At 62.9% G+C, this 25,920-nt stretch carries 25 protein-coding genes; 21 read left to right on the top strand and 4 right to left on the bottom strand.

What is annotated here, in order from left to right; translation table 11 throughout:
* Positions 1-13 precede the first annotated feature (13 nt).
* Together ACODR8_RS12175 and ACODR8_RS12170 are read right to left on the bottom strand one after the other, a co-directional pair.
* On the bottom strand, positions 14-565 hold the full coding sequence (locus ACODR8_RS12175) for a MarR family winged helix-turn-helix transcriptional regulator (RefSeq protein WP_489007481.1): 552 nt from the start codon (positions 563-565) through the stop codon (positions 14-16).
* A gap of 62 nt (positions 566-627) precedes the next feature.
* Positions 628-1,026 (bottom strand): nuclear transport factor 2 family protein, encoded by a 399-nt coding sequence (locus ACODR8_RS12170; RefSeq protein WP_489007480.1) that lies wholly within the window; start codon positions 1,024-1,026, stop codon positions 628-630.
* A 122-nt stretch (positions 1,027-1,148) separates the two neighbouring features.
* Between ACODR8_RS12170 and ACODR8_RS12165 the strand changes: the two genes are divergently transcribed.
* The 3 genes from ACODR8_RS12165 to ACODR8_RS12155 are packed head-to-tail and all read left to right on the top strand — an operon-like array spanning position 1,149 to position 2,802.
* Positions 1,149-1,538, top strand: a complete 390-nt coding sequence (locus ACODR8_RS12165; RefSeq protein WP_017181847.1) for a nuclear transport factor 2 family protein — start codon at positions 1,149-1,151, stop codon at positions 1,536-1,538.
* 11 nt (positions 1,539-1,549) lie between these two features.
* Positions 1,550-2,299 carry an SDR family oxidoreductase gene (locus ACODR8_RS12160; RefSeq protein WP_489007479.1) on the top strand — a complete coding sequence of 250 codons (750 nt, stop codon included), beginning with the start codon at positions 1,550-1,552 and terminating at the stop codon, positions 2,297-2,299.
* Positions 2,299-2,802: a DUF3237 domain-containing protein gene (locus tag ACODR8_RS12155; protein WP_489007478.1), complete on the top strand. Its 504-nt coding sequence runs from the start codon at positions 2,299-2,301 to the stop codon at positions 2,800-2,802. Before ACODR8_RS12160 ends, ACODR8_RS12155 begins: the two co-directional genes overlap by 1 nt.
* Positions 2,803-2,936: 134 nt before the next feature.
* Here ACODR8_RS12155 and ACODR8_RS12150 read toward each other — a convergent pair whose 3' ends face one another.
* Both ACODR8_RS12150 and ACODR8_RS12145 read right to left on the bottom strand, forming a co-directional pair.
* Positions 2,937-5,066, bottom strand: coding sequence for an acetate--CoA ligase family protein (locus tag ACODR8_RS12150; RefSeq protein ID WP_489007508.1), 2,130 nt, complete (start codon positions 5,064-5,066; stop codon positions 2,937-2,939).
* A 125-nt stretch (positions 5,067-5,191) separates the two neighbouring features.
* Positions 5,192-5,635, bottom strand: a complete 444-nt coding sequence (locus ACODR8_RS12145) for a MarR family winged helix-turn-helix transcriptional regulator (protein WP_489007477.1) — start codon at positions 5,633-5,635, stop codon at positions 5,192-5,194.
* 124 nt (positions 5,636-5,759) lie between these two features.
* Between ACODR8_RS12145 and ACODR8_RS12140 the strand changes: the two genes are divergently transcribed.
* The 18 genes from ACODR8_RS12140 to ACODR8_RS12055 all read left to right on the top strand — a co-directional run bounded on the left by ACODR8_RS12140 (position 5,760) and on the right by ACODR8_RS12055 (position 25,793).
* Positions 5,760-7,178 (top strand): aldehyde dehydrogenase family protein, encoded by a 1,419-nt coding sequence (locus ACODR8_RS12140; protein WP_489007476.1) that lies wholly within the window; start codon positions 5,760-5,762, stop codon positions 7,176-7,178.
* Between the two features lie 288 nt (positions 7,179-7,466).
* Positions 7,467-8,210, top strand: a complete 744-nt coding sequence (locus tag ACODR8_RS12135) for a DUF4198 domain-containing protein (RefSeq protein WP_489007475.1) — start codon at positions 7,467-7,469, stop codon at positions 8,208-8,210.
* Between the two features lie 26 nt (positions 8,211-8,236).
* Positions 8,237-8,617, top strand: a complete 381-nt coding sequence (locus ACODR8_RS12130) for a hypothetical protein (protein ID WP_489007474.1) — start codon at positions 8,237-8,239, stop codon at positions 8,615-8,617.
* Between the two features lie 12 nt (positions 8,618-8,629).
* Positions 8,630-9,358, top strand: coding sequence for a HupE/UreJ family protein (locus ACODR8_RS12125; RefSeq protein WP_489007473.1), 729 nt, complete (start codon positions 8,630-8,632; stop codon positions 9,356-9,358).
* A 1-nt stretch (position 9,359) separates the two neighbouring features.
* Entirely contained in the window at positions 9,360-9,962 is a 603-nt protein-coding gene (locus ACODR8_RS12120; RefSeq protein ID WP_489007472.1) for a hypothetical protein, read from the top strand.
* Positions 9,963-9,985: 23 nt separating this feature from the next.
* A complete protein-coding gene (locus ACODR8_RS12115) occupies positions 9,986-11,200 on the top strand; it encodes an acetyltransferase domain-containing protein (protein ID WP_489007471.1) in 1,215 nt (404 codons plus the stop codon).
* A gap of 314 nt (positions 11,201-11,514) precedes the next feature.
* Entirely contained in the window at positions 11,515-13,659 is a 2,145-nt protein-coding gene (locus ACODR8_RS12110; protein ID WP_489007470.1) for a TonB-dependent siderophore receptor, read from the top strand.
* A gap of 99 nt (positions 13,660-13,758) precedes the next feature.
* The gene (locus tag ACODR8_RS12105; protein ID WP_489007469.1) at positions 13,759-14,805 is read left to right on the top strand and encodes a PepSY-associated TM helix domain-containing protein; all 1,047 of its coding nucleotides are present in this window, start codon (positions 13,759-13,761) and stop codon (positions 14,803-14,805) included.
* Positions 14,802-15,728: a 2-hydroxyacid dehydrogenase gene (locus ACODR8_RS12100; protein ID WP_489007468.1), complete on the top strand. Its 927-nt coding sequence runs from the start codon at positions 14,802-14,804 to the stop codon at positions 15,726-15,728. Before ACODR8_RS12105 ends, ACODR8_RS12100 begins: the two co-directional genes overlap by 4 nt.
* Before the next feature lie 159 nt (positions 15,729-15,887).
* The gene (locus ACODR8_RS12095; protein ID WP_119746574.1) at positions 15,888-16,556 is read left to right on the top strand and encodes a haloacid dehalogenase type II; all 669 of its coding nucleotides are present in this window, start codon (positions 15,888-15,890) and stop codon (positions 16,554-16,556) included.
* A gap of 7 nt (positions 16,557-16,563) precedes the next feature.
* A complete protein-coding gene (locus ACODR8_RS12090) occupies positions 16,564-17,847 on the top strand; it encodes an NAD(P)/FAD-dependent oxidoreductase (RefSeq protein ID WP_489007467.1) in 1,284 nt (427 codons plus the stop codon).
* Positions 17,847-19,388 carry an ABC transporter substrate-binding protein gene (locus ACODR8_RS12085; protein WP_489007466.1) on the top strand — a complete coding sequence of 514 codons (1,542 nt, stop codon included), beginning with the start codon at positions 17,847-17,849 and terminating at the stop codon, positions 19,386-19,388. The genes ACODR8_RS12090 and ACODR8_RS12085 overlap by 1 nt, the downstream gene beginning before the upstream one ends.
* Positions 19,388-20,368 carry an ABC transporter permease gene (locus tag ACODR8_RS12080; protein WP_182913940.1) on the top strand — a complete coding sequence of 327 codons (981 nt, stop codon included), beginning with the start codon at positions 19,388-19,390 and terminating at the stop codon, positions 20,366-20,368. Before ACODR8_RS12085 ends, ACODR8_RS12080 begins: the two co-directional genes overlap by 1 nt.
* Positions 20,365-21,198, top strand: a complete 834-nt coding sequence (locus tag ACODR8_RS12075; protein WP_489007465.1) for an ABC transporter permease — start codon at positions 20,365-20,367, stop codon at positions 21,196-21,198. Before ACODR8_RS12080 ends, ACODR8_RS12075 begins: the two co-directional genes overlap by 4 nt.
* Positions 21,195-23,003, top strand: coding sequence for an ABC transporter ATP-binding protein (locus tag ACODR8_RS12070; RefSeq protein ID WP_489007464.1), 1,809 nt, complete (start codon positions 21,195-21,197; stop codon positions 23,001-23,003). The genes ACODR8_RS12075 and ACODR8_RS12070 overlap by 4 nt, the downstream gene beginning before the upstream one ends.
* Entirely contained in the window at positions 23,000-23,305 is a 306-nt protein-coding gene (locus ACODR8_RS12065) for a (2Fe-2S)-binding protein (protein ID WP_489007463.1), read from the top strand. The genes ACODR8_RS12070 and ACODR8_RS12065 overlap by 4 nt, the downstream gene beginning before the upstream one ends.
* The gene (locus ACODR8_RS12060) at positions 23,287-24,660 is read left to right on the top strand and encodes an FAD/NAD(P)-dependent oxidoreductase (RefSeq protein ID WP_489007462.1); all 1,374 of its coding nucleotides are present in this window, start codon (positions 23,287-23,289) and stop codon (positions 24,658-24,660) included. Before ACODR8_RS12065 ends, ACODR8_RS12060 begins: the two co-directional genes overlap by 19 nt.
* Positions 24,657-25,793, top strand: a complete 1,137-nt coding sequence (locus ACODR8_RS12055) for an NAD(P)/FAD-dependent oxidoreductase (RefSeq protein WP_489007461.1) — start codon at positions 24,657-24,659, stop codon at positions 25,791-25,793. Before ACODR8_RS12060 ends, ACODR8_RS12055 begins: the two co-directional genes overlap by 4 nt.
* Positions 25,794-25,920 lie beyond the last annotated feature (127 nt).

Genomic DNA, 25,920 nt, shown 5'->3' with positions numbered 1-25,920 from the left:
GTTTAGATAATTTCTAAACCTCTTCGTCGTCGGGGCGGGTGGATTCGAGGAAGCGGCTATTGCCTGCCTCGTCCTTGGCTTCGAGCGTATCGACCAGCGTGTCGAGGAAATGGTTGAGCGTATCGACCTGCGCCGCTTCCAGTCCCGACACCAGATAATCGGCGACCTTGTCGGTCTGGGGACGCATCAGCAGATAGAGACGCTGGCCTTCGTCGGTCAGCACCAGCGTCTTGCGCCGCTTGTTGCTGGCGTCGCGCTCCACCGTGATGCGGCCATGTTTTTGCAGGGCGGCGACAGCGCGGGAAACGCTCATCGGGTTCACCCCGGTCATCTCCGCCAGTTCGTGGCTGGCGGAATTGGGGAAGCGGCCGATCAGCATCAGCAGGCGAAATTCATTGAGGCTGATCTTGTAGCGATGCTCCAGATAGGTGGAGAAGGGCGCCATCAATTTATTGGCCAGCCGCAATATGCGGTGCAGCGTATCGGACTGGCTGACTTCGTCAGCACGGGACCGGGGCGACTTGCGCGGTGCGGTCGGGCTTTTGGGCGCAGAACTGTTCGACATGGCTATCCGATAGGACATTTGCCGGGCCGCAAGTCAAGCCGGGCATGGGGAAAGACAAACTCTCAGGCAGGGACGATCGCGCAGCCGACGCTGGTGAAGCGGTCGTTGGCGACATGATAATGGATATATTGGCGCATCTCCTGCACCTCGCCTTTTTTGATCGGGACGAACTGATCCAGCCCCTGCTCGTGCAAAGCCTCAGCGGTCAGGTCCTGGGTTGCCTCCACCCGGATGATGCCTTCCAGCGCGACCAGCTCTTCGCTGGCGGCGAAGCGCTCAATCGTCAGGGTTTCGATGACATGGGCATGGAGAAAGCCGTAGAAGCGCTTGAACGCCTCGCGCGTGCCAAGATCGACGCCAAAGAACTGGATCGTCGCGCCCGGCGCATAGAAATCGAACACCGTGTCATAATCGCGATTGTTGAAGGCGTGCGCGTAACGCTCATAATCGGCGCGGTTCATATTGGCCTCTCCTGCTTTCCGGGCGGCGATTTTTCCCCTGCCCGCTTGCCTTATTAATAACGATCGTTATCGTAAGGGCAAAGGACGATCAAACGCCAGCAAAAAGATGGGAAGAGGATGATATGGCCCGCACCGAGCAGGAAGAGCGCAATCTCAAACTGGTCATGGCGATGTTCGACCATGTGCTAAAACCCATGGATGCCGACGCGGTGGACCGCTATCTGGCCCCCGATTATATCCAGCATAACCAGTGGGTCGATACCGGGACGGAGCCGCTCAAGGCATTTTTGCGGCAGGTGCGTGGGGAAAACCCGGACGCCGTGCATGACATCAAGCGCTGCTTTGTCGAGGATGACCATGTCATCGTCCATTATCATGTCCGGCGGCGGCCGGGCGATCCGGGATTTGCCGTCATCGACATTTTCCGCGTCGAAAACGGCCTGATCGCCGAACATTGGGATGTGGTGCAGGATGTGCCGGCCGACAGCCCCAATCCCAATTCCCCCTTTTGACGGAGAGCGACATGCGGTTCAGCGACAAAATCGTTCTGGTCGTCGGTGGCAATAGCGGTATTGGCCTCGCCAGCGCGCAGGCCTTTGCAGCCGAGGGCGCGATCGTGCGGTTGACCGGGCGCGATCAGGCGACGATCGACGCGGCGGTGGCAGGCATCCCCGGCGCGAAGGGCTATCGCGCGGACATTGCCGATCTGGACGCGATGGACGCGGTCATGGCCGACATGGCGGCGCAGGACGGGCGGATCGACACGCTGTTCGTCAATGCAGGCGTCGGCGGTTTCGCGCCCTTTCGCGACCTGACGCCCGCAGACTGGGACCATGTCCATGGCGTCAATCTGCGCGGCTGCGTATTTGCGATCCAGAAGGCGCTGAAGCTGATGCGCCGGGGCGGGTCGATCGTCGCGACCGGATCGATCGGCGGTCATGCCTTCGTGCCTGGGAACACGGCCTATGCCGCGGCCAAGGGCGGGCTCTATGCCGCAATGAAGGTGATTGCGGGCGAATTGGTGGGCGAGGGTATTCGCGTCAATCTGGTCAGCCCCGGCCCGATCGAGACGCCGCTGCTGCATCGCAATCCGGGGATGAGCGACGCGGATGTCGTGGCGATGCGCGAGATGATGATCGAGGCGGTGCCGATGAAGCGGATGGGCCGGGCGGACGAAGTGGCGCGCGCGGTGCTGTTTCTGGCATCGGATGAGGCGAGTTTTATTACAGCGGCAAATCTGTTTGTCGATGGTGGAACATTGGAGCTTGGATAATGGAAAATCTGTTTTCGACGCTGGATAATCCACGGCTGGAATTTGCGATGGAGGTGCGGCTGCAATTTCCGCGGGTGCAGACCATCGTGAATACGCCGATGGGGGGCAATCGCAGCGCCGTCTATGTCGATGGCGGGACGTTTGAGGGGCCACGGATCAAGGGCAAGGCGGTGCCGGGATCGGGCGGCGACTATGCCTATTTCCGACCCGACGATGTCGCGGTGTTCGACGCACGCTATATGCTGGAGGAGGAGGATGGCACGCTGATCCTGCTCAACAATCGCGGTTTCCTGTGGGGGCGCAAGCCCGACACGATGGCGAAGTTGCGCGACTGGGCCTTTGGCGAAGGGCAACCGGTGGAGCAGCAAGACTATTATCTGCGTGGCAATCCAACCTTTGAATGTCCGGTCGGCAAGCATGACTGGCTGACCAAACATGTGTTCATCGGCGTGGGCGAGCGGCGCGCGGATGGCAATGTGCTGCGCTATTATGCGCTGACCTGAAATGCACCATCAGCCGTTCGCTTCGAGCGAAGGCGAGAAGCTTTGAGCGGAGTGCTTGGCGTTTCTCGACGTAGTTTATCCTGAGCGCCTGCCGTAGGCGGGCAGTCGAAGGGCTCGAAACGAACGGAGGTAACTTAAAGCGAAATCAGCGCGTCGAGCGCCAGCGCGCCCTGTCCTTCGGGATAGACGATCACCGGGTTGAGATCGACCTCGCGGATAGCGGGGGTGGCGGCGACCATGCGGCCGAGGCGCTGGACCACGTCGGCGACTGCGCCGATGTCCATGATCGGCGCACCGCGGAACCCGTCAAGCAAGGGGGCCATGCGCAGCGTGCGGATGCGGGCGATGATAGCGTCGCGCGGCAGGTCGGCTGGAAGCAGACAAACGTCGTGCAGCAATTCCGCCGCGACGCCGCCGAAACCGACCAGGATGGTCGCGCCCCAGTGCGGATCATTGCGCGCGCCGACAATGAGTTCGACACCCTTATCCGCCATCCCCTCCACCAGCACGCCGTCCAGCACCAGACCGGGGCGGGACGCGGCGATATTGGCGGCGAGGCGGTGCCAGCCTTCGGCCAGTTCATCGCTATTCTTGAGGTTGATGATGACACCGCCGGCGTCGCTTTTGTGCGGCAGGTCTGGTGATTGGGCTTTGAGAACAACGGGATAGCCCAGCGTATCGGCGGCGGCGATCGCCTCATCCACGCTCTGCGCCATGGCGAAGCGCGGGAAGGCGATGCCGTGGTCCGCCATGATCGCCTTGGACCGATATTCGGGGATGGAGTGGCCGACCTGCGCCAGATCGGCGATCGGCGCAGCATCCAGCGGGGCTGTCGTGAAATCGCGCGCGGCAGCGGCGCTGATCCGGGCGAGCGCGCGAACGGCGCGTTCGGCGGTGGGCAGATAGGTCACGCCTGCCTGGCGCAGGGCGGAAAGGTCGTCCGCGAACACGCCGCCGCCTTCATCGACGCCGCCAACGATGATCGGCTTGTCGGGACGCAGGCTGGCGAGAGCGTCCAGCACGGCGGCGAATTTGATGTGGGATGTGCCGGTGTCGGTCTGGATCAGGGTCAGCAGGATGGTGGCGATGCGCGGATCATCGACCAGCGCGGCAAGCGTGCGGCCATAGAGGCCGGGATCGACCAGCCCCTGCGCCGTGACGTCAAGCGGGTTGGTGACGGGGACGAAATCGGGCAGCGCCGCGCGCAGCGCCGGGCTGTCGGCATCGGACAGGGTCGGCAAGTCGAGCGCGACCGCTTCGGACAGGTCGAGCATCATCGCCTTGAACGCGCCGGATTCGGCGATGACGCCGGTGCCGCCCGTGCCGATCGACGCATTGCGGGTCAGCATTTCGGCGACGTCGCCCAATTCTTCGAGCGAGTCGACCAGGATGACGCCGGCGCGTTCGACATGGACGGCCATGACGGCATGATCGCCCGCCATCGCGCCGGTGTGGGTGGCGGCGCTGGCCGCACCCGCCGCACTGCGGCCGGGATGGAGCAGCACGACCTGCTTGCCTGCAGCCCGTGCCGCGCGGGCAGCGGCGAGGAAGCGGGCGGGGTCGCGGATATGTTCGGCGATCATGGCGATGACCATGGTTTCGGGTTCATCGACCAAATGGGTCAGATAATCCTCGATCCCGCTGGCGGCTTCATTGCCGGTGGAAATGTAGCAGCTCAAAGGGACGTCGCGATGGATCATCGTCGTTGCCAGCACTGCGGCCATCGCGCCCGATTGCGAGACGATGCCAACGCGGCGGTCGCCCTGCGCCTTTGCTTCGGGCATTTCGATGAAGGTCAACGAGACATTGTCGCGGAAATTGACGAGGCCCAGGCAATTTGGCCCTTCGACCACCATCCCGGCGTCGCGGGCGATGCGGGCGATTTCCTGCTGGTCGGCCAGTCCCTGCGGCCCGTCCTCGGCAAAGCCTGCTGAAAAGATCACCGCCGCGCCGACATGACGACGAGCCAGGCCGCGCATCGTATCCAGCACGCCTGCACGCGGGATGGCAAGGACAGCGACATCGACACCTTCGGGCAGGTCATCGACCGAGGCGACGCAGGGACGGCCACCAATCTCGGAACGCTTGGGATTGACCAGATGGATGGCCCCGGCAAAGCCCTGCCGCACCAGATTGGCCAGCACCGATGCGCCCAAAGCGCCCGGCTTGTCCGACGCGCCGACGATGGCGACGGAGCGGGGCCGCAATAACCGGTCGAGCGACGGGGCGGCCATGGACGATGCGGGCCGGTCGAGGTCGATCATGTCGGTCAAGCGTATCTCTCCCCAGAAATCAGGTCATGGAAGCGGGTCGAATCAGCCCCTCCCTGACGCTGATATTGTGCGCCTGTGATACAATTTGCGCAACCGCTTTTGCGCTGCCCCGTCCTTTAGTCGGTGCTAGCGGCGCGCGGCGCGGGGCCGAGTTTGCGAAGCAAAGCACTAAGCGTGCGGACTTCCTCCGCGCTCAGCCGTGCCGTCATTCGGGCGTCCGACACGCGCAGCGCATCCACCATGACCGGCACCTGCGCCTGACCATCGGACGTCAGCCACAGCGCATTGGTCCGCAAGTCTCGCCCCGGCCGCCTTTCGACCAGGCCGCGTTCTGCCAATATGTTGACCAGCTTCATCGCGCTCGACCGGTTGATACTGAGCGCCCTGCCCAGCGCAGTCTGGTCGCAGCCAGGATTGTCACGGATCAGGATGAGCGCGGTCAGCTTGGCAGGCGACAGGTCATGCGCGGCCATTGCGGCGCGCGCGTCCGTGTCGATCACCAGATGTGCGCGCTGGATCTGATAACCGACCAGCCCACGAAGATCCGCCCCCTGTTTCATCGCTGCCTTTATCCTCTTGCCAAAATTGTATCACAGGCGCACAAATACATGCTACAGGCTAGCAGCGCACAAAGCGATAGCCAAAGCCGTTCCGAATCAGGATTTGCAGTCAAGGAGAGCGATAATGGATCATGAATACCGCCTGTTGATCGACGGCGAACTGGTGCCGGGCGTCAGCATGTTCGACGTGGTGAACCCCGCGACGGGCGCTGCCTTTGCATCCGCACCCAAGGCCGACGAGGCGCTGCTGGAGCGCGCTGTTGCCGCCGCCAAGCGCGCGCTGCCCGCATGGTCGGCGCTGCCGGTCGATGAACGGGCCGCACTGGTCAATAAGCTTGCCGACGCGCTGGAAGCGCGAATTGGGGAATTTGCCAGCCTGCTGACCGCCGAACAGGGCAAGCCGCTGGATCAGGCCGGTTATGAGATTATGGGCAGTGTGTTCACGCTGCGCGGTTTTGGCGCGATGCGGATCGAACCCAAAGTGCTGAAGGACGAAGGCGGCAACCGCGTTGTCGAACATCGTACCCCGCTGGGCGTGGTCGCGTCGATCACGCCATGGAATTTCCCGATGATCCTGCTGATGAACAAGCTGGGTCCGGCGCTGGTCACCGGTAATACGATGATCGCCAAGCCCGCGCCGACAACGCCGCTGACCACATTGCTGTTCGGCGAGCTGGCACAGGCGATCCTGCCGCCAGGCGTGTTCAACATCGTGTGCGACCAGAATGAGCTGGGCGCCCTGATCACCGGCCATCCCGATATTGCCAAGGTCGCCTTCACCGGATCGACCGCAACCGGCAAGAAGGTGATGGCATCGTCGGCGGGTACGGTGAAGCGGGTGACGCTGGAACTGGGCGGCAATGACGCAGCGATCGTGCTGGACGATGTCGACGCCAAGCAGGCGGCGAAGAAAGTCTATCAGGGAGCGATGACCAATGCCGGGCAGATCTGCGTCGCGATCAAGCGCGCCTATGTCCCCACCCCGATGTATGACGAATTTTGCGATGAGCTGGCCAAGCTCGCCAATGAAGCGATCGTCGACGACGGGGCCAAGCAAGGGACGACGATCGGCCCGGTGCAGAACAAGATGCAGTTCGACAAGGTCAACGCCCTGATCGAAGATGCGCGCACCCGCGGCACGGTGATGACCGGTGGCGCGCCGCTCGACCGGGCGGGCTATTTCATTGCACCCACGATCGTGCGCGATCTGGACGATGATGCGCCATTGGTGCGTGAAGAGCAGTTCGGCCCCGTGCTGCCGGTGCTGAAATATGACGATATCGACGATGTGATCGCACGCGCCAACGACAGCGATTACGGGCTGGGCGGCACGGTGTGGGGCAAGGATCTGGCCCGCGCCACGGCGGTCGCGATGAAGATCGACAGCGGCACGGTGTGGGTCAACCAGCATCTGGCGATCGACGCCAACATCCCGTTCCGGGGCGTGAAACAGTCCGGCCTGGGCGCGGAACTGGGCGAAGCGGGGCTGCTGGAATATACCCAGGCGCATATCGTCAATTCGGTGGAATTTGCCGACGCCTGATGGACAGGGGACCTTTGCTTAACTCACTCACCTGTAACCGTTCGGGCTGAGCCTGTCGAAGCCTTGTCCTTCTTCTCAAGAAGTACGGCCCTTCGACAAGCTCAGGGCGAACTGATGAATTTGACTATCCCTCATGCAGGGCAAAAAGGGTCGGAGAAGCAGATCGCTCCTCCGGCCCTCTCTTTTTGACATTTTCGCGTCGCCCATATGACGTATTCGGAATTTTCGTTCGCGCGGTCATCATAGCCTCAACCCAGGAATTGGCCCCCTTTGTCGAGGAACTTCCCTATGCGTTTCGCTCCTATGGTGACTGCCGCCGTTACCGCTGCCACTCTGATCGCCGCCACCGTTCCTGCCAGTGCGCACGGCATCTGGTTCGCCCAGCGCGCGCGCCAGATTGCCCTGATCTACGGGGTCGGCGCGGACGATCTGGATGCGGTCAAGCGGCTACCGATGATCAAGTCCGTCGCTGGCTATGATGCCGATGGCGCGCCGGTGATGACCTCGCTGCGTGCGGCTGGCGCAATTCCAGTAGTGGACAGCGACGAGCCTGTCACGATCGTCGCGGCGGTCATGGATTATGGCCTGTGGAGCCGGACGCCCGATGGAGAATGGCATAATAAGGGCCGTGACGAGGTGCCGACGGCGGCACTAGCCGAACATAATTGGAAATATGCCGTCCATCTGACGCAGGTGCCGACCAAGGCGCTGCCGATGATCCCAGGGCATATGCTGCAGATCGTTCCGGTCGATCCCGCCATCCCGCAGAAAATGGGCCAGCCGATGAAGGTGCGCGCCCTCTATCAGGGCAAGCCGATGGCGGGCGTCACGGTCATGACCGATTATGTCAATGATCCCGACGAAGCCGCGGTCAAGACGGGCGCTGACGGTACAGCGACCATCACGCTGCGCAATCAGGGTCTGAACGTGCTGATGGGCATTTATGTCGGCCCGGCAGACGACAAGACGAAGGTCGACCATGTCGAACATCGCGCGTCGCTGTCCTTCGTCCTGCCGCATCTGCCCGAATGATCCGCCTTTCCAGGGAGAACCATGTCATGAACACCGCTTTTTTCCGCACCGACATCGCCGCACTCGCCCTGATCGCGGCGCCCGCCATGCTGCACGCCCATGGCAGCATGAAGCCGCAGCATGGCGGCCTCGTCCAGATGTCGGGTGAGACGATGATGGAACTGGTCGCTGGGCCAAAGGGCGTCGACGTCTATCTGAGCGAGGAGGATGAACCGCTGGCAGCAGCGGGCTATACCGCCAAGCTGACCCAGAGCGTCGCCGGGGCCAAGACCGAGGCAGCGTTGAAACCGGCAGGCGGCAACAAGCTGACTGCACCGGGCTTCAAGACCGCCAAGGGGGCCAAGCTCGTCGTCGCGCTGGTCGACAAGAGCGGCAACAAGATTTTCGCAACCTTCCAGGCGAAATAAGGAACACAGCCGATGCGCAACGCGACCCTCCCCCCGTCTCTCTCTCCAGGCGTGCGGCGGGTCGCGCTGCTGCTGGTATCGTTGCTGTTTGCGCTGCTCAGTCAGGCGGCGATGGCCCATGGCGTCGATGAGAATGACAAGGCCTTCATAGAAGGCGCGTCGGGCGTCAATATCATCCCGTACATGTATCTTGGGGCCAAACATATGGTCACCGGCTATGACCATCTGCTGTTTCTGGCAGGGGTCATTTTCTTCCTCTACCGGATGAAGGATGTCGGCGCTTACGTAACCTTGTTCGCGATCGGCCACAGCACGACTTTGCTGCTGGGCGTATTGCTCGACATTCGCGCCAACCCCTTTCTGATCGACGCGATCATCGGCCTGTCGGTGGTCTATAAGGCGATCGACAATCTGGACGGGTTCCGCACCTGGTTTGGCATAGCGCCCAATCCCAAGGCGGCGGTGCTGATCTTCGGTTTCTTCCATGGCTTTGGTCTGGCGACCAAATTGCAGGAGTTGACACTCGCGAAGGAAGGAATGATATATAATCTCATTAGCTTCAACGTCGGGGTCGAGCTGGGCCAGTTCATGGCGCTGGCGATCATCCTGCTGCTGATGAATCTGTGGCGCATGAGCGGCAATTTCCAGCGCTCCGCCATTTTCGCCAATGCCGCACTGATGACGGCGGGTTTCGTCCTGGTCGGCTTTCAGCTGGCCGGTTATTTTACGCAAGGGGCATGACATGACAGCATCTGCGCTTCCCACCCGCATCACCCCGTCGCCTGCCACGCTGGCCAAGGCGACCGGTGGCGCGGCGATCGCCGCCGTGGCGATCCTGACCCTGTTCGTGCTGCCGGCCGAATATGGCATTGACCCTACGGGAGTCGGCGGCGCGCTGGGCCTGACTGGCATGGTCGCGGCCAAGGCGGATGCGCCGCAAGCTGCTGTCGCCGTACGGACCGCGGCTGCACCGGCGCTGCCGACAGGCGCGAGCATCGCGCGCACCGGCACGCTGCGGCAGGACAGCATGACCATCACCCTGGAGCCGCATAGCGGACAAGAGGTGAAGGCGCATATGCAGGCGGGCGACAGTTTCGTGTTCAGCTGGACCACCACCGGCGGGCCGGTGAAGGTCGATATGCATGGCGAGAAGCCCAATGCCGCCGAGGGTGAATTCACCAGCTATTGGGAAGAGCGCGAACAGACCGGGGCGCAAGGTAGTTTCACCGCGCCTTTTGCCGGCACCCATGGCTGGTACTGGCGCAACAAGGGCGACACGCCCGTAACCGTGACGGTAAAAACCGCCGGTTTCTACAAGGATCTCTTCCAGCCCAAGGGCGCGTGAAGCAGAGGATAGAGGGACAGACTATGAGCAGCATTGCGGGCCACGCGCCCCCCACCGCCTTCGGCCCAAGTGCCACCTCGCCGGTCGCGGCGGCCAAGGCGCGCACGCGACTGATCGCCATCGACGCGCTGCGCGGCCTTGTCATGCTGTTCATGCTGGTCGATCATGTGCGCGAGACATTTTTCCTGCATTTGCAGGTCACCGATCCGGTCGATGCCAACACGACCGATCCGGGGCTGTTTTTCACACGGCTGCTGTCGACCTTCTGCGCGCCGACCTTCGTCGCGCTGACCGGCCTGTCGGCCTGGCTCTATGGCCAGTCGCACAGCAAGGGTCAGGTGTCCGAATTTCTGCTCAAGCGCGGACTGTTCCTGATCTTTCTGGAAATGACCGTTGTCGGCTATGCTTGGCCGACCCAGGCGCCCGCATTTCCCCCCACGGCTATCTGGTTGCAGGTGATCTGGGCGATCGGCATTTCGATGGTCGCGCTGGCGGCGCTGTTGCATTTGCCGCGGGCCGCGCAATTTGGCGTGGGGCTGGCGATCGTCTGCCTGCATAATCTGCTCGATCCCATTCGGCTGACCGCGGACCAGCCGGGCTATGTCGCCTGGGCGATCCTGCACCAGCGGTCGCTGATCGAATTTGGCGGCGCGGCGATCAAGACCACCTATCCGGTGCTGCCGTGGATCGGCGTCATCCTGCTGGGTTATGCCTGCGGGCCGTGGTTTGCCAAGGGCAGCGATCCGCAGCGGCGCATCCGCCGTCTCGTCAAGCTGGGACTGGGGCTGATCCTGGGTTTCGTTGCGATCCGCTATCTCAATTTTTACGGCGACAAGCCCTGGTTCGTCGCGGAAACACCGTTGCGCACGGTGATGAGCTTTCTGGCCCTGACAAAATATCCGCCGTCCCTACTGTTCCTGATGCCGACCGTGGGCGCTGGCTGCCTGCTGCTAGCCCTGTTCGAGACATATGAGGACAGCGCGGTCATGCCGCATCTGGCGCTGCTGGGCGGGGCGCCGATGTTCTATTATATCCTGCATCTCTATGTGCTGAAGCTGATCTATAATATCGCGCTCGTCCTCTACGGGCCGACCAAAGGGACGGTGTTCGGGGTCGATAATCTGTCCACCGTATGGATCTGGGTCGCGCTGTTGATCCTGCCGCTTTACTTTCCCACCCGCTGGTTCGCGCAGCTGAAACAACGGCGCAAGGACATATGGTGGCTGAAATATCTGTAACGGGGTCACATGGCGGCTTCCGTTACGGAGGCCGCCATTTCCGGGGGATTTCGCCGTCTTTGCTGCGAAAATCGGGCGCAGCATTTTAATGCCGTAACGATCACCGATTCACAATTTTGCGCCGTCCTATGAGCCAAGTTTGACGGAATATTTCTGGAACTCATCCTAGCCTCGAACTCAAGAAGAGGTGAAACAAGCACCCCGTGGCCCGGCACCCGATGACAGGACCAACAGTCCGCACCGGACATAAAAAGACCAGCCGGTCCCCACTTCGCAGGACGTTCGGAACAGCGATTTTTTAAGGGGATTTCATCATGCGACCATCATCCAACATCCGCCTGGCGCTGATCGCCAGCACCGCCGTCATCGCACTGCCGTCTGCCGCGATCGCGCAGGCACCCTCCGCCGAATCCAGCGACATCGTCGTCACGGGCCTGAAGCGCCAATATTTTGGCGACACGCCGGTCAAGGAAATCCCGCAGGCGGTCCAGTTTCTGGAAGGCAAGCTGCTGGATGATTTGAACATTACCCGGCTGGACACCGCGCTGGAACTGGCCAGCGGCATTTCCAAGCAGAATAATTTTGGCGGCCTGTGGGACAGCTTCGCAATCCGTGGCTTTGCCGGCGACGAGAATTTTCCAAGCGGCTTCCTGGTCAACGGCTTTAACGGGGGCCGTGGTTATGGTGGTCCGCGTGACGCATCGAATGTGGAGCGCATCGAAGTACTCAAAGGTCCGAACTCGGCACTGTTCGGGCGCGGTGAACCAGGCGGCACGATCAACATCGTCAGCAAGAAGCCAACCTTCAAGGAAGGCGGCAGCTTTTCGATCGCGGGCGGCAAATGGAACACCTACCGGGTCGAGGGCGACTATAATCTGCCCATCACCGACACGGTTGCGATCCGCCTGACCGGCGCGGTCGAAGATGCCGAAAGCTTTCGCGATACGGTGGAAACACGCAAATATGTGCTGAACCCATCCTTCCTGGCGAAGCTGTCCGAACAGGATATCTTCACGTACGAGCTGGAATATGTGAAGCAGGACGTGCCATTCGAGCGCGGCGTCGTTGCCATCCCGACTGTTCAGGCCAATGGAACTATCAACTACAAACTCGGCGCAATTCCCAACACCCGCTACCTAAGCAACCCCAATGATGGCCCAACCAAAGTCGAAGTGTTGGGGCATCAGGCGCAATATCAGCATGAATTCGGCAATGACTGGACGTTGATGCTGGGCGCGGGCTACAGGGATACGACATTCAAAGGCTATTCCAGCGACCCGGAACTGGTGCTAAGTCGTCAGATGCTCGATAATGACGGTCGCACACTTTCGCGCCAGCGCCGGTATCGCGATTACAGCACCACTTATATGGTGTTCCGCGGTGAAATCAGTGGAAAGCTGGAAACTGGGTCGATCGTCCATAATATCCGTGTGGGCGCCGACTATGATCGGTTCAAGATCGACTATTTCCAGACACGCTACCGGCCAACGGCGGCCGACCAGAGCTATTCGATCGACATCTTCAATCCCAGTTACACCATCCCGGCCCCCATCCCGACGGCCGTGATCCAGAACGCCACCGAGGTTCAGAAGGCCTGGGGCATCTACGCCCAGGACCAGATTGAAATCGCAGAATGGCTCAAGGTGCGCTTTGGTGGCCGTTATGACGATTTCAGCCAGAATATCGACCTGCGCCTGAACGGCACTAATCCGAAAAAAGCCTATACCAAGTTCAGCCCGATGGCCGGTTTGGTGATCGAGCCGACCAGCAGCCTGTCCTTCTACGCCAGCTATGGTAAGGGTTTCCGCCCGAACAGCGGCGTCGGTGCCAATGGCCAGCCATTCGATCCGGAAATCAGCACATCCTATGAAGTGGGCGCCAAGTTTGTGACGCCCGACGGACGCCTGACCAGCACATTGTCGCTCTACAAGATGAAAAAGACCAATGTTCTGTCCACCGATCCAGGCAATCCCGGTTTCTCCAAGCCAGTGGGCGCAGCCGACAGCAAGGGCGTGGAGTTTGACGTCAACGCCAAGTTGCCAGCGGGGTTCGAGCTGTTCCTGACCTATGCCTATATCGATGCGGGCTGGGCCACCAACGTGTTCGACCCCAATTTCGGCCTGCCGATCCTGAAGGGCGATCCGCTGATCAATATTCCCAAGCATCAGGGCAATATCCTGCTGTTCAAGAATTTTTCGATCGGCGGTCATGAAGCGATGCTGGGTGGTGGCGTCAGCCATGTCGGCAAGCGCCTGGGCGAGACGGCGACAAAATTCTTCCTGCCCAGCTACACCATCGCCAAGCTGATGGGATCTGTCACGATCAACGACCAGTTCAAGCTGTCGGCCAATGTCGATAATCTGTTCGACAAGAAATATTATGCCAGTTCCTATGCAGCCCTGTGGGTGCAGCCTGGCACGCCCCGTTCCTTCACGGTGCGCGGCACGTTCAACTTCTAAACAGGTGCCGGGGAGGCGTTCGCGCCTCCTCTTTCAGGGCCGCTGGCGACATTTCTTCTCCTGTCGTCAGCGGCCTTTTTCGTTGCAGAGGGATACCCCATGAACCGCGCGCTGATGTTGCGCCTGCACCGGATCATCGGCCTGACCATGGCGGCGTTTCTGCTGGTGCAGGCGCTGAGCGGCGCGATGCTGGTCTATCGCGGGCCGTTGGCGCGGTTGATCGATCCCGTGGCGATGACCAGCGGCGGCGCGGAGCCGGAGATTTCTGTCGGCGCGGCGGTGGTGCAGGCGAACCGGTCCGCGGCGGGCTTTGCGGTAACACGTCTGTTCGCGCCCGACGCGGACGGCGCGACCTGGTTCGCGCAACTGGGCAATCGTGACGGCGCGGTGCGCTATGCGTCGGTCGATCCGGCGGGCGGCGCGGTGATGCGGTCCGGCAGTGTGTTTGCCTTTCCGGTCGAGGCGGCATTGCAGATCCATTATCGGTTGATGACAGGCAAGGTCGGCATGGCGGTGATCGTGCTGAACGGCATAGCTTTGCTGACAATGGTCGTGAGCGGGCTGGCCTATTGGTGGCCCAAGCGCGGCAAGATGGGCAAGGCGCTGGAGATACGCTGGACATTGTCGCCCCGATTGGTGCTGCGCCAATGCCACCGCACGGCTGGCGTCGTGCTGAGCGCGATCCTGCTGTTCATGGCGACGACAGGCCCGTTGCTGGCGGTGCCGGAATTATTGGGCAGCGGCGCGGCCAGTACGCCGTCGGCCGCATCGGCCGCGGCGATCGACCGCAGTTTGGTGCTAGCGCAGACCGCCTTTCCCGAAGCTGCGCTGCGTGACCTGCGGATCGACGGCGACCGGCTGATCGTCAATTTCCATGCGCCGGAGCGTAATGCGCGCGCGATCCATCGTGTCATCGTGACGCTGGCGCAGCCGCGTATTATTAGCGCAATCCGTGCGGATAATAACAAGGCGCTATGGATAACCGTTCTGCCGCTTCATGCGGGCGATGCCTTTGGCGCTGTTGGTAAGGCGCTGCTGCTGATCGTCGCGCTGGCGCTGGCGGCGCTTGCTGTTTCCGGTCCTCTCATGTGGTGGCAGGCTCAGCGCGCCCGCCGCCAAGCTCCCGCCCGAAAGTCTGTGTCATGACCCTGCTCTATACCTCCGACCCAGAACGTGGCCGCATCTGGCGCGAAATTTTTGGGGCTGAGGCGGGCGATATCGGCTTTGCCGATCCAGCCGACGCAGCTGACCCCGCCACGATCCGCTATCTGGCCGCGTGGAATCCGTCAGCCGACCTGATCGCCACCCTGCCCGCGCTGGAGATACTGTTTTCGATCGGTGCGGGGATCGACCAGTTCGATATGTCCCGCCTGCCGCCCCATGTCCGTGTCGTGCGGATGATCGAGCCGGGGATTGCGCAGGGCATGGTCGAATATGTCACTATGGCGGTGCTGGCGTTGCATCGTAATCTGATCGACCATGGGATCGCGCAGCGCGAAGGGCGCTGGTCGCCGATCAAGCTGACGCCAGCCAGCCAGCGCCGCATCGGCGTGATGGGGCTGGGCAATCTGGGGCAGGCGGTGCTGGGGGCATTGCGGCCGTTCGGCTTTCCGCTGTCGGGGTGGAGCCGGTCGGCCCATGCGGTGGAGGGCGTCGATTGTTTTGCGGGCGAGGCGGCGTTGCCGACTTTCCTGTCAGGCTGCGATATCCTGATTTGCCTGCTGCCGCTGACGGACGAGACGCGCGGCATTTTGTGCCGGGCGACGCTGGCGCAGCTGCCGCGCGGAGCGGGCCTGATCAATGTCGGGCGGGGCGGACATCTGGTGGAGCAGGATCTGCTGTCTCTGCTGGACGATGGGCATCTGTCGGGCGCGGTACTGGACGTGTTCGATCCCGAACCGCTGCCCCAAGGCCATGCTTTCTGGGCGCATCCGCGCATCATCATGACCCCTCATGTCGCCAGCATGACCCGCGCGGACAGCGCGGCACGCGCGCTGATCGCCAATATCCGCCGCCACCAATCGGGCGCGCCGATGGAAGGCGAAGTCGCGCGCGACCGTGGCTATTGAGGGCGCGGCAATCTATGCCGAAAGGGTAGCGATAAAAGCCCCATATATGCGTCCGCACCCGCAGAAATGGGCTTCATGTTCCGGTGCGCCCATGTCGTAATATGGCAGTCACATGGCCAACAGGCCGACCGTTAAGAACCCGCAAAGGACGATCAGCCGATGCCCAATTTCCGGCCTAAATATATCAGCTTCGACTGTTATGGCACGCTCACCCGTTTCCGCATGACCGAGATGGCGACCGCCTTCATGGCCGATCGTATCGACGCGGAAAAACTGCCCGCCTTTTGCAAGGACTGGAGCGCCTATCGCTTCGACCAGGTGATGGGGCCATGGGAACCCTATCAGGAGATCATCCGCAACTCGCTGCGCCGGACGTGCGAGAAGTGGGGTGTGGCTTATAATGAGGCAGACGCGGACGCTGTTTACAACGCTGTGCCGACCTGGGGTCCGCATGACGATGTCGCCGGTGGCCTGTCCAAGATTGGCGACAAGATTCCGCTCGTCATCCTGTCCAACGCGATGAACGACCAGATCCATCATAATGTCGGGATGCTGGGCGCACCCTTCCATGCGGTCTATACCGCGCAGATGGCGCAGGCCTACAAGCCGCGGATGCAGGCGTTCGAATATATGTTCGATCAGCTGGGCGCGAATCCGGAGGATATGATGCACGTCTCCTCCAGTTTCCGCTATGACCAGAATACGGCGACCGACCTGCATTTTGGCTGCCGCGTATTTGTGGGCCGGGGGCATGAGCCGTCCAACCCCTTCTATCGCGACGTCGAAATTCCCCATATCGGTTGCCTGCCCGCAGTCGTGGGTCTCTGATCGTTCGATGAGCGCCTCCCCCCTCTCTTACTGGCTCGCCAGCGCGCCGCCCTTCATGGGCGGGGCGGAGGGCGGGGTCGACGGGTCGGCCGATGTCGCCATCATCGGCGGCGGCTTTACCGGCGTGTCGGCGGCGCTGGCGCTGGCGAAGCGCGGCGCGAACGTCGTGCTGCTGGAGGCAGGCCAAGTTGTGGGCGAGGCGTCTGGGCGCAATGGCGGCCAGTGCAATAATGGCACCGCGCATGATTATGGTGCCTTGTCGGCCAAGTTTGGCAAGCCGGTCGCCAAAGCCTGGTATCGGGCGCATTGCGATGCGGTCGATACGGTCGAGCGGCTGGCGCGGGACGAAGGCATTGACTGCAACTTCACCCGGTGCGGTCGGGTGAAGCTGGCGGCCAAGCCCCAACATTATGACAAGCTGGTCCGCGCGCATGACCTGCTGGCCGCCGAAGTGGACGAGAATGTCCGGCTGGTGCCGCCGGAGCGCATCCGTGAGGAAGTCGGATCCGACGCTTTCCATGGCGCGCTGATCCAGACGACGAGCGCGCAGATCCATCCCGCTAGGTTCGGTGTCGGGCTGGCCGAGGCGGCGGCGCGGGCTGGCGCGAAGATTTACGAGGGTGCCGAGGTCACAGGGCTGGATCGGTTGCCGACCGGGTGGCGGGTCACGTCTTCGCGCGGGACCGTCAGCGCGAAACAGGTGCTGGTCGCGACCGGTGGAGCGCCTGCGGCTGCGCCGTTCGGTTTCTTCCGTCGCCGGATCGTGTCGGTCGGCAGTTTCGTGATCGCCACCGAGCAGCTGGACGATGCGCTGATCGCGCGACTGCTGCCGGGGCGGCGCAATTATGTGACCAGCAAGAATATCGGCAATTATTTCCGCCTGACCCCCGACAACCGGCTGATCTTCGGCGGGCGGGCGCGCTTTGCGATCAGCGATCCCCGGTCAGACATGAAGAGCGGGCGCATCCTTGAAGACACGCTGGGGGAGATTTTCCCGGCGTTGAAGGGCGTGGGCGTCGATCATGTGTGGGGCGGGATGGTAGACCTGACAGCTGACCGGCTGCCGCGCGCGGGCGAGACGGACGGGTTGTATTATTCCATGGGCTATAGCGGCCATGGCGTGCAGATGGCGACCCATATGGGGCAGCAGATGGCGCGCGTGATGAGCGGCGAGCCGGACGCCAACCCCTGGGCCGATCTCGACTGGCCGAGCGTGCCGGGGCATTTCGGCGAGCCATGGTTCCTGCCGCTGGTGGGGCTATGGTATAAATGGCAGGATGTGATCCATTGATGGACGGTCAGCCGCCTTTTTCGCGCCGCGAGATGATCGGTGCCGGGCTGGGGCTGGGTGCCGGGCTGCTCTTGCCCGATGGCGCGCTGGCGGCGAGCAAACCCCGCGTCGGTGGGCGCATTCGCGTCGCCAGCCTGTCCAGCTCGACCGCCGATACGCTCGATCCGGCCAAGGGTGCGCTGTCGACCGACTATGTGCGCCATTATATGTTTTACAGCGGGCTGACCCAGCTCGACCGCAATCTCGTCCCCCGTCCTGCGCTGGCGGAGCGGATGGAGAGCGCGGACCAGATCAACTGGCATGTGCGTTTGCGCAGGGGCGTGGCATTCCATAACGGTGCGGAGCTGACCTCTGCCGATGTCGTCTGGTCGCTACTGCGGCACAAGGATGCGGCCACCGGGTCCAAGATGGCGCAGATCGCCGACCAGTTCGCACAGGTGAAGGCGACGGGTAGGCATGATCTGACCATCCGCCTGACCGGGCCCAATGCCGATCTGCCGACCATATTGGCGCAATCCCATTTCCTGATCCTGCGTGCGGGAACGCGCGATTTTCGTACCGCCAATGGCACCGGTCCCTATCTATGTGCGCAGTTCCGGCCCGGTGTGAGAACGCTGGCCCGGCGCAACCCGAATTTCTGGAAGCCGGGCAAACCCTATCTGGACGAGATTGAGCTGATCGGGATTCCCGACGAGGTCAGCCGGGTCAATGCGCTGCTGTCGGGCGACGTGCATCTGGTGATTGCGGTCAATCCGCGATCGACCAAGCGGATCATGGCGTCGCGTGGCCATGGCCTGCTGGAAACCCAGTCGGGCCTCTACACCAACCTCATCATGCGGCAGGACCAGTTGCCGACCGGCAACCCGCATTTTGTCGCGGCGATGAAATATCTGCTCGACCGACCACTGATCAAGCGGGCGCTCTATCGCGGCTATGCGACGATCGGCAATGACCATCCGATCCCGCCCTTCCACCCCTATTATCGCGCCGACCTGCCGCAGACGAGCCTGGATCTGGACAAGGCGAAATGGCATTTGCAGCGGGCCGGCCTGACCGGCGTGCGCCTGCCGGTCTATGCGTCACCCGCCGCTGACGGATCGGTCGATATGGCGTCGATATTGCAGGAATATGGGTCGCGCGTGGGCTTGAAACTGGCGGTCAACCGGGTGCCGGGCGATGGATATTGGTCGACCCACTGGATGAAGCATCCACTGGGCTTCGGCAACACCAATCCGCGCCCGACCGCCGACCTGCTGTTCAGCCTGTTTTATAAATCAGATGCGGCCTGGAACGAGAGCGGGTGGAAGAATCCGCGCTTCGACCGACTGTTGCTGGAGGCGCGGGGCGAGGCGGATCAGGCGCGGCGCAAGCAGCTTTATGGCGAAATGCAGGGGCTGGTGCGCAGCCATTGCGGCGTCGGTATCCCGGTATTTATCAGCCTGATCGACGGATATGATCGGCGGTTGAAGGGGCTATATCCTGTGTCGCTGGGTGGGCTGATGGGTTATCAATTTGCCGAACATGTGTGGTGGGAAGGCTGATGGCGGGCGCATCCACCCGGAGCGGCATGAGCGCCGCGCTGACCTTGATCGGCAAGCGGTTCGCGTCATCACTGCTGACGCTGCTGCTGGTGTCGATGACGATCTTCGTGATCGCGCAACTGCTGCCCGGCGACGCGGCGCAGGAAGCATTGGGGCAGAGCGCCACGCCGGAACAGGTCGCGGCGCTGCGCCATGAAATGGGCCTCGATCGCCCGGCCCATGTCCGTTACGTCAGCTGGCTGGCGGGCATGGTGAGCGGCGATCCGGGCCAGTCTCTGGTCGCCAATATGCCGGTGTCCGAAGTGATTGCCGAGCGGCTGCCCAACAGCCTGTTGCTGGCCGCACTGAGCGCACTGGTCGCGGTGCCGGTCGCGCTGGCCATCGGTATCGGGTCGGCGATGAACCGGGGCGGGCGGATCGACCGGGCGCTCAATATCGTCACGCTGTCGATGGTCGCGGTGCCGGAGTTTTTGGTGGCGACGATCGCGGTGCTGATCTTTTCGGTCAAGCTGCGCTGGTTGCCGTCGATCGCGATGGCATCAAGCGACATGGGATGGGGCGATTATCTGCGCGGGGTCGCCATGCCGATTCTGACGCTGAGCGTCATCGTCATCGCGCAAATGGCACGGATGACGCGGGCGGCGGTGATCGACCAGATGGACCGGCCCTATGTCGAAATGGCGGTGCTGAAAGGCGTTGCGCCGGTCAGGATCGTGCTGCGGCACATCATGCCCAATGCGATCGCGCCGATCGTCAATGCGATGGCGCTCAGCCTGTCCTACCTGCTGGGCGGGGCGGTGATCGTGGAGACCATCTTCAACTATCCGGGGCTTGCCAGCCTGATGGTCAATGCCGTCACCAGCCGCGACATGCCGCTATTGCAGGCGTGCGCGATGATTTTCTGCGCCGCCTATCTCATCCTGATGCTGATCGCGGATGTCACCGCGATCCTGGCCAACCCCAGGCTGCGGGCGCAATGATGGGTAATGCTTTCCAACGGGCTAAAGCCCTGCCGCTGTCGGGCAAGGTGGGACTGGCGCTGGTCATCTTCTGGCTGGCTGTCGCGCTGTTCGGGCCGATGCTGGCCCCCTATCCGGTCGGCGCGTTCGTGGCCTATGACGTGTTCGACGGCCAGTCGGCCAAACATTGGTTGGGCAGCGACTATCTGGGCCGCGATGTGCTGAGCCGGTTGCTGTCAGGCGCGCGCTATACGGTGGGGCTGGCCGCGGCGGCGGCGTTGCTCGCCAGCACGACCGGCACCGCGCTGGCGCTGACGGCGGCGGTGGGCGGGGCGAAGGTGGATGAGCCGCTGTCCCGCTTCATGGACATGCTGATTTCTATCCCGTCCAAGATATTCTCGCTGGTGCTGGTCGCAGCGTTCGGGTCGTCGCTGGGGCTGCTGCTGCTGATCGCGGCCTTCACCTATGTGCCGGGCAATTACCGGATCGCGCGGGCATTGGCGGTCAATCTGGCGCAGATGGATTATGTGCAGGTGGCGCGGGCGCGCGGAGAAGGGCGCTTCCATATCGCCATCGCCGAAATATTGCCCAATATGATCCACCCGCTGCTCGCCGATTTCGGCCTGCGCTTCGTGTTCATCGTGCTGTTGCTGTCGGGCCTGTCTTTCCTCGGCCTTGGCGTCCAGCCGCCTGACGCCGATCTGGGGTCGCTGGTGCGGGAGAATATTTCGGGGCTGGGTGAAGGCGCGCTGGCGATCCTGGCACCGGCCGTCGCAATTGCGACGCTGACCGTCGGGGTGAACCTGTTGATCGACGCGATCGGCTTTTCGGGCAAGGGGAAAGGCCGATGAGCGCGACTCCCCATGTTGAGGTGAAAGGCCTAACGGTCACCGCGCGCAATGCGGCGGGGGAGATATTCCCGATCGTCAGCGGCATTGATTTCGCGCTGAAGCGCGGCGAAGTGCTGGCGCTGATCGGCGAGAGCGGGTCGGGCAAGACGACGATAGCGCTCACCCTGCTGGGCCATGCCCGGCCCGGCGCGACGATTGCGGGCGGGTCGATCCGCGTGGGCGAGCGTGACCTGACCAAGCTGGATCGCAGCGCGCTGGCGCAGCTGCGCGGCAATCGCATCGCCTATATCGCGCAGAGCGCAGCGTCCGCCTTCAACCCGTCGCGCACGATCATGGATCAGGTGATCGAACCCGCGCTGATCCATGACCTGATGTCGCGTGCGCAGGCGGAGGCCAAGGCGGTCGAGCTGTTCCGCGCGCTCGCTTTGCCCTTTCCCGACACGATCGGCGCGCGTTACCCGCATCAATTGTCGGGCGGCCAGTTGCAGCGGCTGATGGCGGCGATGGCGCTGATCACCGACCCCGAACTGGTGATATTGGATGAGCCGACCACAGCGCTGGACGTAACCACGCAGATCGAGGTGCTGCGCGCATTCAAGGCGGTGGTGCTGGAACGCGGCGCGACGGCCATCTATGTGTCGCATGATCTGGCGGTCGTCGCCCAGATGGCGGACCAGATTGTGGTGCTGAGCCAGGGACGCATCCGCGAGGCCGGGGCGGCAGCGCAGATCCTGCACGCGCCTGCCGACGACTATACCAAAACGCTGATGGCGGCGGCGCGGCCCGCGATCCGCCCAGCGCCCGAAAAAATCGCCCTGCCCGCTGCGCCTTTGTTGGAAATACGCGGCATGACGGCGGGCTATGGCAAGATCGGCAAGGATGGCCGACCGCGCATCCCGGTGCTGCGAGACATCAACCTGACGATCGAGCGCGGCGCGACCTTAGGCGTGATCGGCGAAAGCGGGTCGGGCAAATCGACCATCGCGCGGGTCATCGCCGGGTTGCTGCCGCCCGCCAGCGGGCAAGTGCTGCTGGATGGTGAGGCTCTGCCGCCGGGGTTGCAGGGGCGCAGCCGCGACCAGTTTCGCCGGGTGCAGCTGGTATTCCAGAATGCCGACACGGCGCTGAACCCTGCGCATAGCGTCGGGCGGATATTGGCGCGGCCTTTGGCCTTTTATCATGGCCTGAAAGGCAATGCCGCGCGGATGCGGGTGCTGGAGCTGCTGGACCTTATTCGCCTGCCAGCGACGCTGATCGACCGACCGATCGGCGGCCTGTCGGGTGGACAGAAGCAGCGGATCAATCTGGCGCGGGCGCTCGCGGCCGATCCGCAGCTGATCCTGTGCGATGAAGTGACTTCGGCACTGGATACGGTAGTCGGTGCGGCGATATTGGAGCTGATGGCGGAGTTGCGCCGGGAATTGGGCATCGCGACCATGTTCATCAGCCATGATATTTCGACGGTGCGGGCGATTTGCGACGACATCCTCGTCCTTTATTCCGGCACGATGGTGGAGACGGGACCGCGCGCCGCTTTCGGGGTTGCGCCCTTCCATCCCTACACCGACCTGCTGATCGGGTCCGTGCCGGAAATGCGCGCGGGCTGGCTGGAGGAAAGCCATGCCGGGGCCGCGCCGCCGCCGATCGGGGAGACAGGCGATCATCCCGACCTGTGCCGTTTCCTGCCGCGCTGCGCCGCACGGGTGGATGGGCTGTGTAACACCACGCCCCCGCCCCGCCGTCCGCTGAACAAGGGCAGCCAGATATTGTGCCATCATGGAGATGAAAGCTTGATCCCCTCATGAGCCGCTTCGTTCGCCTGGGCGAGACTGACCGCCCTGCCGTCACCGTGCATGTCGATGGTGCGCCCGTTGAGGCGTTGGAGGGTGACACGTTGATGGTCGCGCTGCTGAGCCAGGGCGGCGTACTGCGTCAGTCGGAATTCGGGCCGGAAAAGCGCGCGGGTTTCTGCCTGATGGGCGCGTGCCAGGATTGCTGGGTGTGGACCGAAAGTGGCGATCGCCTGCGCGCCTGCTCGACTCTGGCCGCAACGGGCCAGCGCATCCTGACCAGCCAGCCGGAGGCATCATGGCCGAACCACGCATAATCATCGTCGGTGCCGGACCAGCGGGGACGCGCGCGGCGGAAGCCTGTGTGCAGGCGGGGGTTCGCCCGATCGTTCTGGACGAGGGGCGGCGCGATGGCGGGCAGATTTACCGTCGTCAGCCCGATAATTTCACCCGGCCCTATGCCAAGCTTTACGGCAGCGAAGCCGGGCGGGCGCAGGCATTGCACGAAACGTTCGACGGGCTGAAGGGCGCGGTCGATTATCGGCCTGAAACATTGGTGTGGAACATATCGGGTGGACAAGTCTGGACAGCGAGCCAGACATATGCGGACACGCTGCCGTTCGATGCGCTGTTGCTCTGCACCGGGGCGACTGATCGGTTGATGCCGGTCAAGGGCTGGCAATTTGCGGGCAGCTATAGCCTGGGCGGATCGCAGGTGGCGCTCAAGAGCCAGGCGGTGTCGATCGGGCACAAGGTCGTGTTCATGGGATCGGGGCCGCTGCTCTATCTGGTCGCCAGCCAATATGTCGAGGCGGGGGCAAATGTCGTCGCAGTGCTGGATACCGCGCCCTATAGCGCGCGAATCAAGGCGTTGCCCGATCTGCTGGCAGTGCCGTCGGTGCTGTGGAACGGCGTGGCGCTGACGATGAAATTGAAGCGCGCGGGGGTGGCAGTGCATAATGGCATCAAGCCATTGGAAATAAAAGGTGATGCTGAAAACGGCGTAAGCGGTGTCCGCTTTCGCACGGGGGCGGGTGCCGAGCAGGAGCTTGCCTGCGACGCGGTGGCCATGGGGCATCATCTGCGACCGGAAACCCAGCTGGCCGATCTGGCGCGCTGTGCCTTCGCCTTCGATCCCGGCACCCGGCAATGGCTGCCGAAGCGGGACGGCGATGGGCGGTCGAGCGTGGCGGGCGTCTATCTGGCGGGCGATGGCGCGAAGATATTGGGCGCGCGGTCGGCGGAAGCCAGCGGACGGCTGGCGGCGCTGGCGGCACTGGGCGATCTGGGACTGCCCATCGACAAGGGCGAGATGGCGTCGCTGCGCGGCGATGTCGGCACCTATGCGAAATTTGCGCGGGGATTGGCGACGGCCTTTCCATGGCCCGTTGAACAGGCGGCGGCGCTGCCGGATGATGCCATATTGTGCCGGTGCGAGGGGGTGACGGCGGGCGACCTGCGCGGCGTTATGCGCGAAACGGGCGCGAAAGAGGCGAACCGGGCCAAGGCGTTCAGCCGGGTCGGCATGGGACGCTGCCAGGGGCGCTATTGCGGGCTGGCGGCGGCGGAGCTGATCGCGGCGGAAGCAGACATTCCGATCGAGCAGGTCGGGCGATTGCGCGGCCAGGCGCCGGTCAAGCCCCTGACCATTTCGATCGGAGACGATCAATGAGCGCGGCCAGCGACGTCATCATCGTGGGCGGCGGGCTGATGGGGTCATCGGCGGCCTTGTTCCTGCGTGGCCATGGCCTGTCGGTCACCTTGCTGGAAACCGACCTGATCGGGCGGCAGGCGAGCGGCACCAATTTCGGCAATGTCCGGCGGCAGGGGCGACCCATTCACCAATTGCCTTTGGCCAATCGCGCCATCGCGATCTGGCGGCAATCACGCGAACTGCTGGGGGCGGATGTCGAATATCTCCAGTCCGGCCATATCCGCGTCTGTTACCGCGAGCGGCCCGAACTGGTGGGGTCGATGGAGGACTATGCTGCCAAGGCGCGCGAGGAAGGGTTGGAGCTGGAATTGCTGAGCGGCAATGCGCTGCGCGACAAATTCCCCTTCTTCGGGCCGGACGTGCTGGCCGGTTCCTATTCGGCGACAGACGGTCATGCCAATCCACGGCTGGCCGCGCCTGCCTTTGCGCGGGCAGCGGCGCGGCTGGGCGCGGTGATCCATGAAAATACGAAAATTGTGGACGCGCAGAAGGTCGGCGAAGATTTCATCGTCACCGCCGCGGACGGGCGAACATTCCGCGCACCCATCCTGCTGATCACCGCAGGGGCGTGGGGCAATGCGCTGTCTTCGCAATTTGGCGAGCCGGTGCCGATCACGCCCAAAGGCCCGAATATGAGCGTGACCGAGCCAGTGCCTTACGGCATCCTGCCCGCCGTCGGGGTGATGACCCCGATCGAGGAGGAGACAGTCTATTTCCGGCAGGTCGCGCGCGGCAATATCGTGCTGGGCGGCAGCACGCGCGGACCATCTTTCCCCGACCAGTATCGCGCCTATGTCGAGCCCCAGAACACGCTGAGCCAGTTGAGAGAGATCAGGCGGCTGGCCCCGTCGTTGGGGAAGCTCAACATCATCCGCGTCTGGTCCGGGATCGAGGGCTATATGCCCGACAGCCAGCCGGTGATGGGACCGAGCGCGACGACCAGCGGGCTTTATTATGCGTTCGGCTTTTCCGGGTCGGGCTTCCAGATCGGGCCGGGCGTGGGCGAAACGATGGCGGAGATCATCGCCAAGGGCGCGACCGACATTCCGATCGAACCCTATCGCATCGAACGCTTCGCCACGCCGACCTGACATTGCCGATTGCGCGCCATCCCCCCAGGGTCAGGCTCCATTGATTTGGTCTGACGGCTGTGATTCAGGCTCGCGGTGGTCGGCGGATGGAGCCGCTTCCGGTCAAGCGACGGCATCACGCGCGACA

This window comes from Sphingobium sp. FG58, assembly GCF_057809055.1.
This window is presented reverse-complemented; position numbering and strand designations above follow the sequence as displayed.